Origin of the sequence: Sphingomonas sp. Leaf242 (assembly GCF_001422045.1) — a bacterium.
Taxonomy (GTDB): domain Bacteria; phylum Pseudomonadota; class Alphaproteobacteria; order Sphingomonadales; family Sphingomonadaceae; genus Sphingomonas.
Genome location: NZ_LMLW01000010.1, coordinates 113812 through 129813 on the forward strand (window position 1 = coordinate 113812; position 16002 = coordinate 129813).

Genomic DNA, 16002 nt, shown 5'->3' on the forward strand with positions numbered 1-16002 from the left:
GGGGGGTCACGCGGTCGAGGCCGCCGGGTCTTCGACGGCGGCGAGATGAAGCTCGTGCTGTTGAAGCTGATCGCGGATGCGCCGCGGCACGGCTACGACCTGATCCGCGAGATCGAAGGACTGGCAGGTGGCAGCTATGCGCCGAGCCCTGGCGTGATCTATCCCACGCTGAGCACGCTCGACGACATGGGGCTGATCGACGAGCAGAAGTCGGAAGGCGCCAAGAAGCGCTTCGCGGTAACCGACGAAGGGCGTCAGTTGCTGAAGGACAATGCCGAGATCGTCGAGGCGCTGTTCGCCCGGTTGGCAGCCGTCGGCGCCGAGTCCGAACGGACCGACGGCGCACCGATCCGCCGCGCGATGGGCAATCTGCGACAGGTGCTCCAGACTCGGCTGATGCGCGCGGACGTGAACGAGGACACGCTGCACGCGGTCGCCGGGTTGCTCGACGAGGCGGCGCAGAAGATCGAGCGGCTCAAGTGAGCGTCTCGCCCATCATCTTGATCGCGCGCGTGCCAACGCAGTCCGCCAGCAAGTATCTCCAGCAGCTCGCCAAGCACTGGAGCCACAAGATGGAGGTGACCTTCTCGGCCGAAGAAGGCCGCATCGCCTTCCCGAACGGCGCGGTGCTCGACATGCGCGCCGACACCGACACGCTCGACATCGCGCTGACGGTCCCGGCGGGCGAGGACGTCGACCGGATGCGCGACGTGGTGTCGAGCCACTTAGACCGCTTCGCCTTCCGCGAGGCACCGCTGACGTTTGACTGGACGGACGCGGTATGAACCGATCCTCCTACCCTAGGGTAGGAGGCGTCTAGTCCAACCATGGGAATCTAAAGCCTGAGCGGATTGGCCGGTCTGTAGAGGAAAGCGGAATGGCCGCTTCCGGGCGGGGGTATCGCGATAGCCACCATAGCGCGAAGCTGCCGCCTTTCTCGAAAACGACGGTCAACCGCGGTTACGGTCTGCTTCCCGATACCAATTTATCAGGTTGGCAGGCCATAGTCGCATGCGAGCATAGCCTGCCTATCCGCGATTGGTTCACGCAGCGGACGCTGCTGTCGGGAAGATCATCATGGTCGATGTCGCCGACGCGCATAGTCGGCCCTGTGCATCCAGCAGCCGAGCTTCGGAAAAACCGGCGCGGCGCCCCAACGATACAATCTTGCCCTCGGCGCGCACTGGTCCGCTCGCCTCGGTCAACGCGCGATGATACGACACCTTCAATTCGAGTGTCATAGCGCCCTGACCTGCCGGCAGACTGGAATGCACCGCGGCACTGCAGGCGCTGTCGAGCAAGGTCGCAGTATAGCCGCCATGCACCGATCCGATCGGGTTGTAGACCTTACGCGACGGCGAACCCTCGAACACCACACGGCCACGCTCGAGTTCGACCAGAATGTACTCCAGTGTCTCGCCGATCGGCGGTTGAACATCGGCTGCCATCAAGGCTGCCATCTGGTCATGGCCATCAAGCTCTACGTCATCGGTCAAGAAGTTCATACGCGGACATCCTCATTGTGATCTCAGAGGCAGGCATTTGAGCGGCCGCAAGCCATACGGACGCAGCGCTTCTACAGCGTAATTGAACCAGCTACATCCGGCCGAATCGGTACTTTATCGTGAAGTTCGACCGCCTCGGCACGCACTACGCGCGCATGGCCCGCGCCAGAACCCGGTGAAAAATCGCGGCTGCGGCGCGGGGGGCGAATGACGGATGGGAGGTTGGCAGACGGGCGGCTTTCAGTCGCGCAGTGCCGGTTGTGGCATTCGCCTATCATTGCAAGCCGCTAGCTCTGTCGATGTTCGGCTCATTCAGGGCTGGCGCGCCCAGTCGAACCGGTCGAACCCTACGATAAAGTACCGATTCGGCCAGATGCTGGCGGCGTGATTGCCCTGTAAAAGCGTGCTTCGTGCTCCGACCTCCAGCCAGCCCATCTTCTCCCGCAGCGATCGAAAGAGGTGCTTCCGAAATGACCGGCGTCCTCCCGAACACCGAGGCTCACAAGGATCAGCAAATCGAAGCAGCAGGGGCATCAGGTTCGCCCCCCGCTCGATCGACCGGCCCAATCTACCTCGATAAGCCGTTCTTCGAGCTATTGGTCGGTAGTTACCGCCGCATCGTGGGCGATGCCTTATTTCCTGAAAACTGCGATGAACATTGGCTTTATCATCAAGCACCGTTCGCTGTTGTCGCTCACAACGCCGATCCCGATCCCGTTTTCATTTACGCCAATATCGCAGCTCAGCGCTGTTTCGGTTACGGATGGAGCGAGTTTACATCGCTACCATCACGCCTATCCGCAGAGCCGACCAATCGTGCGGATCGACAGATCCTGCTGGATAAGGTCAAAAAAGACGGACATTACTCGGGATATTGCGGCGTAAGAATAACGAAATCCGGTTGCCGGTTCTCGATTGATGACGGTTGTATTTGGCAGTTAACCGACCACGATGGGTCAACGCATGGACAAGCTGCAACCTTTTCGCCCCTTGGCTGAGTGAGCCAAACTACCTGCGACCACATGATACCAACCAGATTGCTGTCGCTATCTGACCTGTGGCTGGAGGTGCCGGCTAAACCATGCCCGATCTCGATCTGGACCACATAGCGGGACATTCATTTCGCTGATCGTGCTGAACGAACCACCGTTCTCGGGAGTCCGGATCGCAATCCTGAGCGTCCGGGTCTGAGCGACCTACGCCCCCCGCCGGGCCATCACCTGAAGGTACGTATCCAGCACGGCCTGGTTGATCGTATCCCACAGATAGCCCGCGGCCTTGTCGTGGCCGGCCCAACCCATCGTCTCGCGCAGGCCCGGTTCGGTGACGATCCGGCCGATCGCGTCGGCGTAGCCCGCGATGTCGCTCGGCGGCACGAGGAAGCCGGTCACGCCGTCGTCGACCAGGCCGACCGCGCCCGAGGCCCGGGCTGCCACGACGGGTACGCCCGAAGCCATCGCCTCCAGCGTTACGTTGCCGAACGTCTCGGTGACGCTCGGGTTGAAGAACACGTCCATCGACGCGACCGCGCGGCCGAGATCGTCGCCCGACTGGAATCCTGCGAACACCGCGCCGGGAACGCGCTCGGCGAACCAGTTGCGCGCCGGACCTTCACCGATCACCAGCACCTTGTGCGCTATGCCGCGCGTCTCGAGCGTGCGGATCACGTCGGCGAAAACGTCGAGGCCCTTTTCCTTCACGAGCCGGCCGAGAAACCCGACCGCGACCTCCCCGTCGGCGATCCCGAGCGCGCGCCGCCAGGTGAGATCGCGGCGGGTCGGCGTGAAGCGATCGTGGTTGACCCCGCGCGACCAGATCGCGGTCGGCGTCGTCACGCCCCACTCGCGGACGATCTCGGCCATGCCGCGCCCCGGCACCAGCACTTCGTCGACGCGGTTGTAGAACCGCGTCAGGATCCTGATCATGACGGGTTCGAAGAACGCCATCTTGTAATAGCGGAAATACGTCTCGAACCGGGTGTGAAACGACGCGACCGTGGCGAGACCGTGGCGATGGCCATAGGCGATCGCGCGGTGGCCGAGGAAATCGGGCGCGGAGACGTGGATCAGGTTCGGCGCGAACGCGTCCAGATCGCGGCGGATCGCGGCGGGTAGCCCGCGCGCCATCTTGTACTCGCCGCGCCCGGCCGGCAGTGGCAGCGACGGGACCGCGACCAGATCGCCGGTCGGCGGGAAGGCAGGCTTGGCGTTGGTCGGCGAGTAAATGCGGACTTTTGCGCCCTGCGACAGCAAATGGCCGACGAGCAGGTTCAGCGCCTGGTTGGCGCCGTCGCGAACATAATTATAATTGCCGCTGAACAGGGCAATACGCAGGTCGGTGGCGTCCATCGCCGCGCGGATAACGCCGGGTGCGGTGAAGCGCCACTAAATCCGCACGGTAGCGTCGCCACGGTTCAAGTCGGCGCCCATTGATGTTCCCGTATCGTTCTCGTACATGCCGCGTATGGCGAAACCCCAGAAGCGTTATGTATGTCAGGCTTGCGGATCGGTGTCGCACCGATGGGCGGGGCAGTGCGCCGATTGCAACGAGTGGAACACGCTGGTCGAGGAGGCGAACACCGCCGCGACGCCGTTTCATTCTAAGCACAATCTGCAGACCGGCGGGCGGGCGATCCAGCTCGTCGGGCTCGATGCCGAGATCAAGCTGCCCGATCGGATGGCGACCGGGATCGCCGAACTCGATCGTGCGCTGGGCGGCGGCTTCGTCGAGGGCTCGGCGACGCTGATCGGTGGCGATCCGGGGATCGGCAAGTCGACGCTCCTGCTTCAGGCGGCGGCGAAGATGGCGCTGGCGGGGCAGTCGGTCGCGTATGTTTCGGGCGAGGAGGCGGCGGATCAGGTACGTCTGCGCGCGCGCCGGCTGGGTCTCGGCAACGCGCCGGTGCAACTGGCGGCGGCGACCTCGACGCGCGATATCCTGACGACGTTGCAGACCAAGCCGCCGGCGATGCTGGTGATCGATTCGATCCAGACCATGCACTCCGACCTGATCGAAGGCGCGCCCGGCACCGTCAGCCAGGTCCGTGCGTCGGCGCAGGAGTTGATCCGCTTCGCCAAGGAGCGCGGCACTGCCGTGGTGCTGGTCGGGCACGTGACGAAGGACGGCTCGATCGCCGGTCCGCGCGTGCTGGAGCATATGGTCGACACGGTGCTATCGTTCGAAGGCGAGCGCAGCCACCAGTATCGTATCCTTCGCGCGATCAAGAACCGGTTCGGCGGGACCGACGAGATCGGCGTGTTCTCGATGCAGACCGAGGGGCTGGCGGAGGTCGGCAATCCGTCGTCGCTGTTCCTGACGCACCGTGACGACGCGATGACGGGGGCGACGGTGTTTCCGGCGCTGGAGGGGACAAGGCCGGTGCTGGTGGAGATCCAGGCGTTGACGGTAAGGCTCGCGTCGGGCGCGACGCCTCGGCGTGCAGTGGTCGGCTGGGATTCGGGGCGTCTCGCGATGATCCTCGCGGTGCTGGAAGCGCGGTGCGGGCTGAGTTTCTCGAACGCCGAAGTGTATTTGAATATCGCCGGGGGCTACCGCGTGCAGGATCCCGCCGCGGACCTAGCAGTGGCGGCGGCGCTGATCTCGGCGATGTCGGAACGCCCGGTGCCGGTCGATGCGGTGGCGTTCGGCGAAGTCGCACTGTCGGGCGAGATCCGCCCGGTCGCGCACGGGCCGTTGCGGCTGAAGGAGGCGAGCAAGCTTGGCTTCGAACGCGCATTGGTGCCGGCGTCGATGACCGGGGAGAAGAGTGGCATGAAGCTGTCGGGCTTCAAGACGCTGGCGTCGTTCGTGGATCACATGATGGGGCGGGGGTAGGCGCCCAAAACCTTGTTTCCCCGCGAAGGCGAGGACCCAGACTGGGCTCCCGCCTTCGCGGGAGAACAAGCTCGTGGGTCGTTACTGCGTGAGAGCGCGCGTTAGTGTCCGCCCGCTATATCCGTTCGCGATAGGCGCCGTTTTAGAGCCATTTACCGCGCTTTCCTAACGTGTTCGTTACCCATGCCAGAGAGGCACCACCCCGGCGGAGGCCGGGGCCCAATTGGAGAGGTCGTGGTAACGAAGCGCAGCGGTCGCCAGCAGCCTTACCCAATTGGGCCCCGGCCTCCGCCGGGGTGGTGCACTGACTGCGATCATCAGGCACTGATCGATCGAACCACGCAACGGCATCGTGGCGGGCAGGTTCGGACAAGCGGCGAACGCATGGCCTCTCGCGACAGCCATGCTATGGCCGCCGCCATGGCGAACACCAAAAGCAACACCGGCACCGTCGAGGTCGACGGCATCCGATACGACTGGAACCTGGAGCGCGAGCCGCAACACACGGATGCCGAGGGCTGGAAGGGCATGACGATCTCGCTGTTGCAGGACGATGCGCAGCGCGAAGCCCTGCTCGAATTCCCCGCGCCGAAACGCCTGTTGAAGGGGCTGCCGCGTGGGCGGCTTCAGATCGACGACGCGACGATCGCGCGCGGCGTGCGGGCGGCGTTGGCCGCGGGATGGGAGCCGATGTCGCGCGGCAAGCCGATGGTCTTCACGGTGGATGCCGAAGGGAACTGAACCGTGGATCGGCGTGACACCCCGACCCCGACGGACGCGCGCACGCGGATGCAGCCCCAAGCCGACGTGGAAACCGCGTTGCTGGGTCCGATCCTGCCCGATCGAGAGTGCGGCGATTGCACCGCGTGCTGCACCGAGCTGACGGTGAACACGCCCGAGTTCGCCAAACCCGCGGGAACGCCGTGCATCCACCTTTCAGGCCAGGGGTGCGGCATCCACGCCGTTCGCCCGCGCATCTGTCGGACATGGTTCTGCGCCTGGCGACGTGTTGCGAGCCTGCCTGACGCGGCGCGGCCCGACCGGTCCGGGCTCCTCGTGTCGCTCAATTTTGTCAAAGAACCGCAGAACTGCCTCGAAGGCGTCTCGATCAACGTTCGCGTGCTCGCCGGCAGCGACGCGATCGCGAACGGCATGGCGGCCACCGTGCTCGACAGCGTGTGCGACCAGCTGGTTCCGGTCTGGTTCAGCGATGGGTCGAGGAAAATGCTGATGCATCCCGACAACGAAATTGCCCGCTTTGTGCTCTCAGGGGAGGCCGCACCCGCGCATTTGCAGGACGAAGTCGCCGCGTGGCGCGATCGCTACGCTGTTTTCGGAGCGAACCGCTGAGACTCGGTTTCCGCGTGCACTAGCGGTTCGCCGCCTGCGTCCCTATTCCAGACTGCATGAACCTGACCGCCCTAGACATCGTCGTCCTGATCGCCGTTGCCGGGTCGGCCGTGCTCGGGCTGATCCGCGGGTTCGTGACCGAAGTGCTGTCGATGTTCGCCTGGGTGGCGATGGTGGCGATGTTGAAGCTGTTCCACATCCCGCTCGCCGCCGCCCTGTCGCCGATGATCGGCACGGTCGGAGGGGCAGCCGTGCTGGCCTTCGCAATCATCACCGGCGTGACGTATATCGGCGGGCGGCTGGTCGCCAACGCGATCGGCGCGCGGACGCGGACCTCGATCCTCGGCCCGGTCGACCGTGCGCTCGGCTTCGGGTTCGGCGCGTTGAAGGGGCTGATCCTCGCCAGCCTCGTCTTCCTGCTCGCGACGCTCGTGATCGATACGATGAGCGGCGGACCGTCGCGCCGCCCCGAATGGATGACCCGGTCGCGTACCTATCCGCTGCTCAACGCGACGAGCGCGGGAATCGCCGATTTCGTCGACCGCCGTCGCCGCGGTCAGCCCGTGTTCGGCGCCCACACGCCGCCTTCCCGATCCGACAACGCAAGCGACCCGAAATCATGAGCGCGCCCCTCTACAACGCCGAGATCCTGCGCCTTGCCGCCACGATCCCGCACCACGAACGCCTGACGGAGCCGATGGCGACCGCGGAGAAACGCTCGCCGATCTGCGGTAGCCGCGTGACGATCGACGTCGCGATCGATGATGAGGGTAAAGTCAGCGAGGTCGGCCTGCTGGTCCGCGCCTGCGCGCTCGGCCAGGCTTCCTCGTCGCTGCTGGCGTCGAACATCCTCGGTCGCACCCCCGCCGAACTCGCCGCGACGCGCGATGCGCTGACCGCATGGCTTGCGCGCGAGGGCGATGCGCCCGATTGGCCGGGGATGGACATCTTCACTCCCGCACTCGACTACACCGCGCGGCACCCGTCGATCCGGCTGGCGTTCGAAGCCGCCGCCGAGGCTGCCGATACCGCTGCAAAGGCGAAGGTCTGATGGCGGAGGCTTCGCCGTCGCTGCTGCGGGACGGCGTCGTGCTGCTCGGGTTCGGTCTCATGTTCGTGCTGCTGTTCCGGCGGCTCGGGCTCGGTGCGACGCTGGGGTATCTGGTCGCGGGCGCGGTCGTCGGGCCGCACGTCCTCGGTCTGGTCGGCGATGCGGAGTCGAAGCTCGGGTTCGCCGAACTCGGCATCACGCTGCTGCTGTTCATCGTCGGGCTCGAACTGAATCCGTCGCGGCTGTGGAAGATGAAGGAGGAGATCTTCGGATTGGGGCTCCTTCAGGTCGCGATCTGCGGGCTCGCGATCACCGCGATCGTCTGGGTTGGCGCGAGGTTCTCGCTCCCTGCCGCGCTCGCGCTCGGCCTCCCGCTGGCGCTGTCGTCCACCGCGCAGGTGTTGCCGATGCTGCGGTCTTCCGGGCGGATGCGCACCCCGTTCGGCGAGCGCGCGTTCTCGATCCTGCTGTTTCAGGACCTCTCGATCGTCCCGCTGATCACGATCGTCGCCGCGATGAGCCGCAACCCCGCCGATGCGAATGCGCCTCCCGGGTGGCTGCTGGCGATCTACACCGTGCTCGCGGTGGTCGGCCTCGTTGTGGCGGGACGCTTCCTGTTGCGCCCGTTCTTCCGCCTGATCGGCAATCTCGGCGAGCGCGAGATGTTCGTGTTCGCCGGCCTCTTCACCGTCATCGCCAGCGCCGCGATCATGGAATGGCTCGGGCTGTCGACCGCGCTCGGCGCGTTTATCGCCGGCGTGATGCTCGCGGACAGCCCCTACCGTCATGAACTGGAAGCCGATGTCGAGCCGTTCCGCTCGATCCTGCTCGGGTTGTTCTTCCTCGCAGTCGGCATGGTACTCGATCTCAACGCGATCGCCGAGCGGCCGGTGTTCGTCATGGCGATGGCCGCCGCGCTGATCGCCACCAAGACCAGCGTCATCATGCTGATCGGCATGGCGTTCAAGATGACGTGGCGGCAGGCGTTCGCGCTCGGGTTGTTGTTGAGCCAGGGTGGCGAGTTCGGCTTCGTGCTGTTCGCGCAGGCACAGGCGGGGCTGCTGATCGAACCGCAGGCGGCCAGCCTGTTCGGCGCGATCATCACGCTGTCGATGGCGACCACGCCGTTCCTGATGGGGATCACCCGGCGTTTCCGGACCGAACCGTTGGCGAAGAATCAGGAGCGCGACGGGCCCAAGACCGATGGCTCGAATGCGATCATCGTCGGCTATGGCCGGTTCGGGCAGACGGTCGGCCAGATGCTGCTGACTCAGGATATCCCGGTGACGCTGATCGATACCGATATCGAGATGATCGACATCGCCGGCGAGTTCGGCGCGAAGGTCTATTACGGCGACGGCACGCGGCTCGACCTGTTGCGGCAGGCGGGGGCGGCGGAGGCCGAACTGATCTGCTTCTGCATGGACGGCGATCAGCTCGAACCCGACACGATCGAGGGCGTTCACGAGGCGTTCCCGAACGCCGCGATCTATGTCCGCGCATTCGACCGCCGCGCGCTGGTCAAGCTGAAGAACACGTCGGCGCAGTATGTCATCCGCGAGGTGCTCGAATCGGCGGTCAAGATGGCGCGGCTGGCGATGGACGGGCTCGGCGTCGCGAGCGCGGATATCGACCGTGCGGAGGACATGTACCGCGCGCGTGACAAGGAGCGGTTGCAGCTCCAGATCGATTCGGGCGACATGCGCGCGGCGCGTGCCGAAACCGCCGAACGCTTTCCGTGGGGGAACGACGCGACATGATACTCGTCATACTGGCCGCCTTGTCGGGCGCGATCGCGGTCGCGGCCGGGGCATTCGGGGCGCACGGCGCGAGTGGCTCGGCGGCGGAGTGGCTCAAGACCGGAGCGCAGTACCAGCTCGTCCACGTCGTCGCGGCGCTGGTGGCGATTCGGATGGAGGCGCGCGGGCCGGCGTGGCTGTTCGTGATCGGCGCGGCGATCTTCGCGCTGACGTTGTACGCGATGGCACTGGGCGCGCCGCGCTGGTTTGGTGCGATTACACCGATTGGCGGAGCGTTGCTGATCGGCGGCTGGTTGTGGCTGGCCTGGAGTGCGGCCCGCACCTGACCTCCTTGTTCACCCGCGAAGGCGGGTGCCCAGTCTGGACACCCGCCTTCGCGGGTGAACAAACTTCTTTCTGGTTCTCGGGTGCTACCGCTTCTTCCGACAGGCATCGGAGCAATAGATTACGCTGTCCCAGTCGCGCGCCCACTTCTTCCGCCACGTGAACGGCCGCTCGCATGCCGGGCAGACCTTGGTCGGCAGATTCTGCTTCGCAACACCGTTGGGCATCAGCGGGGCTGCGCGTCGAGGAACGCTTCGACGTCCCGGAGGTCGACCGTCTTGTCGAGATACGTCTGACCGATCCCGCGCGCGAGCAGGAAAGGGAGAGTGCCCGCCGCCATTTTTTTGTCGTGCCGCATGTGATCGACCAGCCGCGCACCGCTCGCGGCGATCTTCGCAGCCGCCAGACCGTTCGGCAGCCCGACGTCGCGCCAGTGCGCCGCTACTCGCTCGGCGTCCTGACCCGAGCAAATCCCTTGCGATGCCGAGAACCCGAACGCCAGCGAGCAGCCCGCCGCGACACCCTCGCCGTGGATCAACGCCTGCGAGAACCCGGTCTCGGCCTCCAGCGCATGCCCGAACGTGTGCCCGAGATTGAGCAACGCCCGGATGCCGTTCGTCTCATGCTCGTCGGCCGCGACAATCCGCGCCTTCGCCGAAACGCTGTGGGCGATCGCGTACTCACGTAGGCCGATGTCGCCGCTCAGCAACGCGGCGCCATTCGCCTCACACCATTCGAAGAACGCGAAGTCGTCGATCAGGCCGTATTTCACGACCTCGGCATAGCCCGCGCGCAGTTCCCGGATCGGCAGCGTGTCGAGCACCTGAGGATCGATCAGCACCATCACCGGCTGGTGGAACGCGCCGATCAGGTTCTTCCCGGCTTTCGTGTTGATCGCGGTCTTGCCGCCGACCGAGCTGTCGACCTGCGCCAGCAGCGACGTCGGGATCTGCACGAACTTACACCCGCGCTTCAGGATCGAGCAGGCGAACCCGACTAGATCCCCCATCACGCCGCCGCCCAGCGCGACGACGTGATCGCCGCGTTCGACACCGAGTTCGAGCAGCCGGTCGCACAGCATCTCCAGCGTCGCCCAGCTCTTGCTGCCCTCGCCGGGGGCCAGCACGATCGCTTCCGACGCGATCCCCGCCGCAGTCAGCGACGCCTGCAACGTCGAGAGGTGGACCGACAAATTCTCGTCGGTGACGATCGCCACGCGCCGACCCTTCGCAAGCGGTGCAAGGAACTCGCCTGCCCGCGCAAGCAATCCGGCTTCGATGTGGATCGGGTATGTCCGCGCACCCAGTTCGACAATAACGGTCTTCATCGGCCAAGCGCTCTCAGGATAGCGGCGACGGTCGCTTCGTGCGGCGTCTTGTTGCTGACAATATGGATGTGCGCCTGCGCGTAGATCGGGTTACGCACGCGCGCCAGTTCGGTGAGCACCTTCCCCGCATCGCGGTTGCGGAGCAGCGGGCGGCTATCGCGGCGGCCGACGCGCTCGACCAAGATGTCGGGATGCGCGCTGAGCCACACCGACACCGTATCGCGCAGGATCAGCGCGCGCGTGTCGTCGTTGATGAACGCGCCGCCGCCGGTCGCGATGACCTTCGGCGTGCCGTCGATCAGCCGTGCGATCACGCGGCGCTCGCCGTCACGGAAATACTCTTCGCCGTATTTCGCGAAGATCTCGGCAACGGTCATCCCCGACGCGGCCTCGATCTCGTGGTCGGCATCGACGAACGGCAGGTTCATGCGCAGCGCTAGGCGGCGGCCGACGGTGGTCTTGCCGACGCCCATCAGCCCGACGAGCACGATCGGGCGATCGATCGGGGCAGGGCGGCGACTGCCCGAGGGCCCGCCTGAAGGGTTGTGGCTTTGCAACATCGTAGCCCGCGCTATACAGCGGCTCCGCGCGAGGGCAAAAGCTCTTGGCGCGCGATTTTCTGCCCCGTTCACTACCCCCGTCCACTACAAGGTTACGTCGCATGTCCCGTTTCATCGTCTCGGTCGTCGTCGTTCTTGTGGTCGTGGTCGGCGGCCTGTTCCTGTTGGCAGGGCGCGCGACCGAGCGTCCGCAGAGCCACGTCGAGAAGGCCGTGACGCTTGCGAACCTCTCTTAAGGCCACGCTGTCGGCGGCCGTCGCCGTCGGGGCGCTCGTCGCGCTGGCACCTGCGATCGGCCAGGATCGCCCCGAATCGATCCTGCCGCCGGGCTTCGGCGATACGACCCCGTCGCCGGCCCCCGCGTCGCGACCGAACGCGCCCGCAAACGCACCGCAGCCGACGCGCCCGACCACGCCCACGCAATCATCACCCCCCTCATCGACACCCCCTTCGCCCTCCAGCGCGATGATCCAGCCGCTGCCATCGACGACGCCGGACGGGCTGCCGGTTCCACCGCCCGTCGCCACGCCCGCGCCGGTCGATCCGAGCGTGCTCGCGCGCTACGAGATGCCCGAATCCGCGCGGCGTTCGCTCGAGACGGTAGGCCCGGTCACGGCGAGCGAGGGCGGGCTGGAGACGGATGCGTTCGGCGATGCCGATGGTCAGTATGTCGAGACGCTGATGCGCCGGCTGACCGCGCCGCTGCCGTCGCGGTGGATGTCGATCCTGCTGCGGCGCGCGCTGGTGTCGCATGTCGATACGCCGAGCCGTACCAACGGCGCGGACTTCGCGGCCGAGCGGGCTTGGCTGTTGTTGCGGATGGGCGAATCGGTCGCCGCACGCGCGGTCACGCAGAGCGTCGATACCTTCAACTACACGCCGAAGCTGTATCAGGTCGCGATGAACGCGTCGCTGGCGACCGGCGATCCTGCCGGGTTCTGCCCGCTGGTTCCCGGCGCGATGCGCTATGCCCCGTCGCGCGGCTGGACGATGGCGCAGGCGATATGCGCCGGGCTGTCGGGCAATCCGGCGCAGGCGACCCCGCTGATCGCGACCGCCAAGCGCCGCAATGTCGCAAGCGGCGTCGACATGCTGCTGGCGCAGAAGGTCGTCGGTGCCGGCGCGCAAGGGCGTCAGGCAGTGACGATCGAATGGGACGGCGTCGATCAGCTGACCGCCTGGCGGTTTGGCCTGGCGATGGCGACCGGGGTCGCGGTGCCCGACGAGCTCTATGCGAGCGCCGGGCCGCAGGTGCGATACTGGCAGGCACTCTCCCCGTCGGTCGCGCTGAGTGACCGGCTTGCGCCTGCCGAGGCGGCGGCGGGGCAGGGCGTTCTGTCCAGTTCCGCGCTGGTCGACCTGTATGCGGCGACCGCGACCGACGACGATGCGCAGAGCGGCGCGAGCGCGACGGCGAACGATCTCCAGACCGCCTACGCCGATCGCAATGCCGAGACGCGGCTGACCGCGCTGCGCCAGTTGTGGGGTGGCAAGGACGCGGAACCTGCCTATGCGCGGCTGGTGCTGACCGCGCGGGCGGCGGCGCGGATCGACCCGACCTCGGGCAAGGCGGACGCCGATCATCTGGTCGCGTCGATGCTGACCGCCGGGCTCGACCGGACCGCGGCGCGCTGGCTCGGTACGGTGCCGAGCGGTAGCGATGCCTGGGCGATGATCGTGCTGAGCGATCCCGATGCGTATCGCCGGCTGAGTTACGCCGACCTTGCCTCCTATTCGGGCGGCGCGGGTGATTCGGCGCTGAAGCAACGGATGCTGTTCGCGGGGCTTGCCGGGATGGGCCGGCTTTCGCAGAGCGACATCGAGCGCGCCGCGCAGACGCTCGGCGTGCGGATCGGGGCCGCCAATGCCTGGACGCGCGCGCTGGATCGTGCCGCGCGCGACGGTCAGGCGGGGACGGTCGTCCTGCTCTCGGCGATCGGCATGCAGGCGCCGAACTGGAAGGGCATCCCGCCCGAGGCGCTCTACCGCATCGTCGGTGCGCTACGCGCGGTGGGGCTCGATGGCGAAGCGCGGATGATCGCGGCCGAGGCGATCGCGCGGGCGTGACGCACGGCCGGGATCGCGCGCTGATCGATCGCTTCCTGGAAATGATGACGGCGGAGGCCGGAGCGGCGGCGAACACCGTCGCGGCCTATCGCAGCGACCTGTCGCTTGCGTCGCAAAAGCTTGAAGGCGGCTTGGTCGATGCCGATGCGGATGCGCTGGCGACGCTCGCGGGCGAATGGTCCGCGCTGTCGAACGCGACCGTCGGACGAAAATCGGCGTCGCTCAGGCGTTTCTTCGCGTTCCTTGCCGACGAGGGCCACCGTCCCGACGATCCCGGCAACGCGCTCCCTCGGCCCGGCACCGTCCGCGCGTTGCCCAGGATATTGAGCCATGCCGATGTCGACCAGCTGTTCGCGGCGATTGCCGAACGGATAGCGCGCGATCCGCTCGACCCCAACGACCTGCGCCTGTCCGCGCTGTTCGAACTGCTCTACGGCTCCGGACTGCGCGCGACCGAACTTGTCAGCCTGCCGCGCAACGCCGTCCATCCCGATCGCCCGTTCCTGATCCTCCGCGGCAAGGGCGGACGCGAGCGGTTGGTGCCGATCTCCGACCGTGCGCGCGCCGCCGTGGCGCTGTGGCGGACATATGTCGCGACCGATCGCGCCTGGTTGTTTCCGTCGGGCAAGGGGCACCTCTCGCGCATCCGGCTGTACCAGATCGTCAAGGCGCTCGCCGCCGAAGCCGGCATCCCCCCCGACCGTGTCAGCCCCCACGTCCTGCGCCACGCGTTCGCGACGCACCTGCTCGCCGGCGGTGCCGACCTGCGCGCGCTGCAATCGATGCTCGGCCATGCCGATATCGCGACAACGGAAATCTATACGCATGTCGATGCGAGTCGGCTGGTCGAGCTGGTCAACACGCGCCACCCCCTCGCGGACCTGCCCCCGCGGTGACGCGGACAGGGCGGCGCGTTGACGCGGACGGCGCCGCGCCGTAACCGCCGCACATGCCTAGCTTCCTCGACTTCGAGAAACCGATCGCCGAACTCCAGGGCCGGATCGACGAACTCCGCGACACCGCCGCCGAAGGCAGCGTCGACCTGTCGGTCGATATCGCCCGTCTGCAAGCCAAGTCCGACAAGCTGCTGAAGGACACCTTCGCGCGGCTGACGCCGTGGCAGAAGACGCAGGTCGCGCGTCATCCCGAGCGCCCGCACTTCAAGGATTATGTCGCCGCATTGTTCGACGAGTTCGTGCCGCTCGCGGGCGACCGCGCATTCGGCGACGACCAGGCGATCATCGGCGGCTTCGCGACGTTCCGGGGCCGCAAGATCATGGTGCTCGGCCATGAGAAGGGCGACGACACCGCGAGCCGCCTCCGCCACAATTTCGGCATGGGCAAGCCCGAGGGCTATCGCAAGGCGATCCGCCTGGTCGAGCTCGCCAACCGATTCGGCCTGCCGATCGTCACGCTGGTCGACACCTCGGGCGCGTTCCCCGGCATCCAGGCCGAAGAACGCGGTCAGGCCGAGGCGATCGCTCGCTCGACCGAAGCGTGTCTCAACGCCGGCGTGCCGATCGTCGCGGTGATCGTCGGCGAGGGCGGTTCGGGTGGCGCGGTCGCACTCGCCGCGGGCAACCGCGTGCTGATGTTCGAGCATGCGGTCTATTCGGTGATCAGCCCCGAAGGCTGCGCGTCGATCCTGTGGCGCACCTCCGACAAGGCCCCCGAAGCCGCCGAAGCGATGCGGATCACCGCGCAGGACCTCAAGGCGTTCGGCGTGATCGACGAGATCGTCGCAGAACCGCTCGGCGGCGCGCACCGCGACTCGGTGGTTGCGATCGAATCGCTCGGCAATGCGGTGTCGTCCGCGCTTGCCGAGTTGGCGCCGCTCTCGCCCGCCGATCTCCGCACGGATCGCCAGGCGAAATTCCTCAAGATGGGCCGCCTCTGACGCGGTCGCTCGGCCGGCGACACTGCGCCGAACAGCGCAACGAAAAAGGGCGGCGAAACCGAAGTTTCGCCGCCCTTTTTCGTACGCTACTGGTAACTGGATTACGTGGTCGAGGTGTTCAGCTTGGTCGAGACGTTGTTGAACGTCTTGTTCAGGCTGTTGCCCAGGCCCTGCATCGCGGCGATGGCGGCGACGGCGATCAGCGCGGCGATCAGGCCGTACTCGATTGCGGTTGCGCCCTTGGAGTTCTTGAAAAACTTGCGGATCGTCTTCATTCCGGTCTCCATTGTTGGATTGCTTCAGTGTCACCCGGCTGGCCGGATGGAC

20 protein-coding genes are annotated in these 16002 nt (G+C 66.4%); 14 read left to right on the plus strand and 6 right to left on the minus strand.

Annotated features, from left to right (window positions below):
* Nucleotides 1-45: 45 nt before the first annotated feature.
* Both ASF09_RS14675 and ASF09_RS14680 read left to right on the plus strand, forming a co-directional pair.
* A complete protein-coding gene (locus ASF09_RS14675; protein ID WP_443025026.1) occupies nucleotides 46-483 on the plus strand; it encodes a PadR family transcriptional regulator in 438 nt (145 codons plus the stop codon).
* Nucleotides 480-785, plus strand: coding sequence for a DUF2218 domain-containing protein (locus ASF09_RS14680; protein ID WP_060526904.1), 306 nt, complete (start codon nucleotides 480-482; stop codon nucleotides 783-785). Before ASF09_RS14675 ends, ASF09_RS14680 begins: the two co-directional genes overlap by 4 nt.
* A gap of 258 nt (nucleotides 786-1043) precedes the next feature.
* On the opposite strand, the gene ASF09_RS14685 is transcribed toward ASF09_RS14680, so the two are convergent.
* On the minus strand, nucleotides 1044-1505 hold the full coding sequence (locus ASF09_RS14685) for a PaaI family thioesterase (RefSeq protein ID WP_060526905.1): 462 nt from the start codon (nucleotides 1503-1505) through the stop codon (nucleotides 1044-1046).
* Between the two features lie 470 nt (nucleotides 1506-1975).
* Between ASF09_RS14685 and ASF09_RS19840 the strand changes: the two genes are divergently transcribed.
* A complete protein-coding gene (locus ASF09_RS19840) occupies nucleotides 1976-2503 on the plus strand; it encodes an MEKHLA domain-containing protein (protein ID WP_082444317.1) in 528 nt (175 codons plus the stop codon).
* A 198-nt stretch (nucleotides 2504-2701) separates the two neighbouring features.
* On the opposite strand, the gene ASF09_RS14690 is transcribed toward ASF09_RS19840, so the two are convergent.
* On the minus strand, nucleotides 2702-3853 hold the full coding sequence (locus ASF09_RS14690; RefSeq protein ID WP_060526906.1) for a glycosyltransferase family 4 protein: 1152 nt from the start codon (nucleotides 3851-3853) through the stop codon (nucleotides 2702-2704).
* A gap of 115 nt (nucleotides 3854-3968) precedes the next feature.
* Between ASF09_RS14690 and radA the strand changes: the two genes are divergently transcribed.
* The 7 genes from radA (at nucleotide 3969) to ASF09_RS14725 (ending at nucleotide 9826) form a co-directional block, all read left to right on the plus strand.
* Nucleotides 3969-5339, plus strand: coding sequence for a DNA repair protein RadA (radA, locus tag ASF09_RS14695; protein ID WP_056052850.1), 1371 nt, complete (start codon nucleotides 3969-3971; stop codon nucleotides 5337-5339).
* Nucleotides 5340-5747: 408 nt separating this feature from the next.
* Nucleotides 5748-6080 (plus strand): hypothetical protein, encoded by a 333-nt coding sequence (locus tag ASF09_RS14700; RefSeq protein ID WP_060526907.1) that lies wholly within the window; start codon nucleotides 5748-5750, stop codon nucleotides 6078-6080.
* Between the two features lie 48 nt (nucleotides 6081-6128).
* Complete coding sequence (locus ASF09_RS14705; protein WP_060527083.1) at nucleotides 6129-6689, plus strand: YkgJ family cysteine cluster protein; 561 nt, start codon at nucleotides 6129-6131, stop codon at nucleotides 6687-6689.
* Nucleotides 6690-6745: 56 nt separating this feature from the next.
* Nucleotides 6746-7312, plus strand: coding sequence for a CvpA family protein (locus ASF09_RS14710; protein ID WP_060526908.1), 567 nt, complete (start codon nucleotides 6746-6748; stop codon nucleotides 7310-7312).
* On the plus strand, nucleotides 7309-7740 hold the full coding sequence (locus tag ASF09_RS14715) for an iron-sulfur cluster assembly scaffold protein (protein WP_060526909.1): 432 nt from the start codon (nucleotides 7309-7311) through the stop codon (nucleotides 7738-7740). The genes ASF09_RS14710 and ASF09_RS14715 overlap by 4 nt, the downstream gene beginning before the upstream one ends.
* Nucleotides 7740-9500, plus strand: coding sequence for a cation:proton antiporter domain-containing protein (locus ASF09_RS14720; RefSeq protein WP_060526910.1), 1761 nt, complete (start codon nucleotides 7740-7742; stop codon nucleotides 9498-9500). The genes ASF09_RS14715 and ASF09_RS14720 overlap by 1 nt, the downstream gene beginning before the upstream one ends.
* Complete coding sequence (locus ASF09_RS14725) at nucleotides 9497-9826, plus strand: DUF423 domain-containing protein (RefSeq protein ID WP_060526911.1); 330 nt, start codon at nucleotides 9497-9499, stop codon at nucleotides 9824-9826. The genes ASF09_RS14720 and ASF09_RS14725 overlap by 4 nt, the downstream gene beginning before the upstream one ends.
* A gap of 84 nt (nucleotides 9827-9910) precedes the next feature.
* Here the strand turns inward: ASF09_RS14725 and ASF09_RS19845 are convergent, their stop codons facing one another.
* The 3 genes from ASF09_RS19845 to ASF09_RS14735 are packed head-to-tail and all read right to left on the minus strand — an operon-like array spanning nucleotide 9911 to nucleotide 11711.
* Complete coding sequence (locus ASF09_RS19845; RefSeq protein WP_082444318.1) at nucleotides 9911-10051, minus strand: DUF2256 domain-containing protein; 141 nt, start codon at nucleotides 10049-10051, stop codon at nucleotides 9911-9913.
* Nucleotides 10051-11151, minus strand: coding sequence for a 3-dehydroquinate synthase (gene aroB, locus ASF09_RS14730; RefSeq protein ID WP_060526912.1), 1101 nt, complete (start codon nucleotides 11149-11151; stop codon nucleotides 10051-10053). The genes ASF09_RS19845 and aroB overlap by 1 nt, the downstream gene beginning before the upstream one ends.
* On the minus strand, nucleotides 11148-11711 hold the full coding sequence (locus tag ASF09_RS14735; RefSeq protein ID WP_060526913.1) for a shikimate kinase: 564 nt from the start codon (nucleotides 11709-11711) through the stop codon (nucleotides 11148-11150). The genes aroB and ASF09_RS14735 overlap by 4 nt, the downstream gene beginning before the upstream one ends.
* Before the next feature lie 101 nt (nucleotides 11712-11812).
* Between ASF09_RS14735 and ASF09_RS21085 the strand changes: the two genes are divergently transcribed.
* Genes ASF09_RS21085 through ASF09_RS14750 form a run of 4 tightly spaced genes read left to right on the plus strand, consistent with a single transcriptional unit; the run spans nucleotide 11813 to nucleotide 15675 of the window.
* Nucleotides 11813-11947 (plus strand): hypothetical protein, encoded by a 135-nt coding sequence (locus ASF09_RS21085; RefSeq protein WP_258191373.1) that lies wholly within the window; start codon nucleotides 11813-11815, stop codon nucleotides 11945-11947.
* The gene (locus ASF09_RS14740) at nucleotides 11931-13778 is read left to right on the plus strand and encodes a hypothetical protein (RefSeq protein WP_235529841.1); all 1848 of its coding nucleotides are present in this window, start codon (nucleotides 11931-11933) and stop codon (nucleotides 13776-13778) included. Before ASF09_RS21085 ends, ASF09_RS14740 begins: the two co-directional genes overlap by 17 nt.
* Nucleotides 13775-14674: a tyrosine-type recombinase/integrase gene (locus ASF09_RS14745; protein ID WP_268795633.1), complete on the plus strand. Its 900-nt coding sequence runs from the start codon at nucleotides 13775-13777 to the stop codon at nucleotides 14672-14674. Before ASF09_RS14740 ends, ASF09_RS14745 begins: the two co-directional genes overlap by 4 nt.
* A 53-nt stretch (nucleotides 14675-14727) precedes the next feature.
* Nucleotides 14728-15675 carry an acetyl-CoA carboxylase carboxyltransferase subunit alpha gene (locus ASF09_RS14750; protein ID WP_060526914.1) on the plus strand — a complete coding sequence of 316 codons (948 nt, stop codon included), beginning with the start codon at nucleotides 14728-14730 and terminating at the stop codon, nucleotides 15673-15675.
* 101 nt (nucleotides 15676-15776) lie between these two features.
* On the opposite strand, the gene ASF09_RS14755 is transcribed toward ASF09_RS14750, so the two are convergent.
* Nucleotides 15777-15950 (minus strand): Flp family type IVb pilin, encoded by a 174-nt coding sequence (locus ASF09_RS14755; protein WP_055879343.1) that lies wholly within the window; start codon nucleotides 15948-15950, stop codon nucleotides 15777-15779.
* Nucleotides 15951-16002 lie beyond the last annotated feature (52 nt).

Coding starts and splice junctions, on each gene's coding strand:
- ASF09_RS14675 (WP_443025026.1), top strand. CDS start 46: ATGAAGCTCGTGCTGTTGAAGCTGATCGCGGATGCGCCGCGGCACGGC.
- ASF09_RS21085 (WP_258191373.1), top strand. CDS start 11,813: ATGTCCCGTTTCATCGTCTCGGTCGTCGTCGTTCTTGTGGTCGTGGTC.
- radA (WP_056052850.1), top strand. CDS start 3,969: ATGGCGAAACCCCAGAAGCGTTATGTATGTCAGGCTTGCGGATCGGTG.
- aroB (WP_060526912.1), bottom strand. CDS start 11,151: ATGAAGACCGTTATTGTCGAACTGGGTGCGCGGACATACCCGATCCAC.
- ASF09_RS14685 (WP_060526905.1), bottom strand. CDS start 1,505: ATGAACTTCTTGACCGATGACGTAGAGCTTGATGGCCATGACCAGATG.
- ASF09_RS14700 (WP_060526907.1), top strand. CDS start 5,748: ATGGCCGCCGCCATGGCGAACACCAAAAGCAACACCGGCACCGTCGAG.
- ASF09_RS14725 (WP_060526911.1), top strand. CDS start 9,497: ATGATACTCGTCATACTGGCCGCCTTGTCGGGCGCGATCGCGGTCGCG.
- ASF09_RS14735 (WP_060526913.1), bottom strand. CDS start 11,711: ATGTTGCAAAGCCACAACCCTTCAGGCGGGCCCTCGGGCAGTCGCCGC.
- ASF09_RS14710 (WP_060526908.1), top strand. CDS start 6,746: ATGAACCTGACCGCCCTAGACATCGTCGTCCTGATCGCCGTTGCCGGG.
- ASF09_RS14750 (WP_060526914.1), top strand. CDS start 14,728: ATGCCTAGCTTCCTCGACTTCGAGAAACCGATCGCCGAACTCCAGGGC.
- ASF09_RS14715 (WP_060526909.1), top strand. CDS start 7,309: ATGAGCGCGCCCCTCTACAACGCCGAGATCCTGCGCCTTGCCGCCACG.
- ASF09_RS14690 (WP_060526906.1), bottom strand. CDS start 3,853: ATGGACGCCACCGACCTGCGTATTGCCCTGTTCAGCGGCAATTATAAT.
- ASF09_RS19845 (WP_082444318.1), bottom strand. CDS start 10,051: ATGCCCAACGGTGTTGCGAAGCAGAATCTGCCGACCAAGGTCTGCCCG.
- ASF09_RS19840 (WP_082444317.1), top strand. CDS start 1,976: ATGACCGGCGTCCTCCCGAACACCGAGGCTCACAAGGATCAGCAAATC.
- ASF09_RS14755 (WP_055879343.1), bottom strand. CDS start 15,950: ATGAAGACGATCCGCAAGTTTTTCAAGAACTCCAAGGGCGCAACCGCA.
- ASF09_RS14720 (WP_060526910.1), top strand. CDS start 7,740: ATGGCGGAGGCTTCGCCGTCGCTGCTGCGGGACGGCGTCGTGCTGCTC.
- ASF09_RS14705 (WP_060527083.1), top strand. CDS start 6,129: ATGCAGCCCCAAGCCGACGTGGAAACCGCGTTGCTGGGTCCGATCCTG.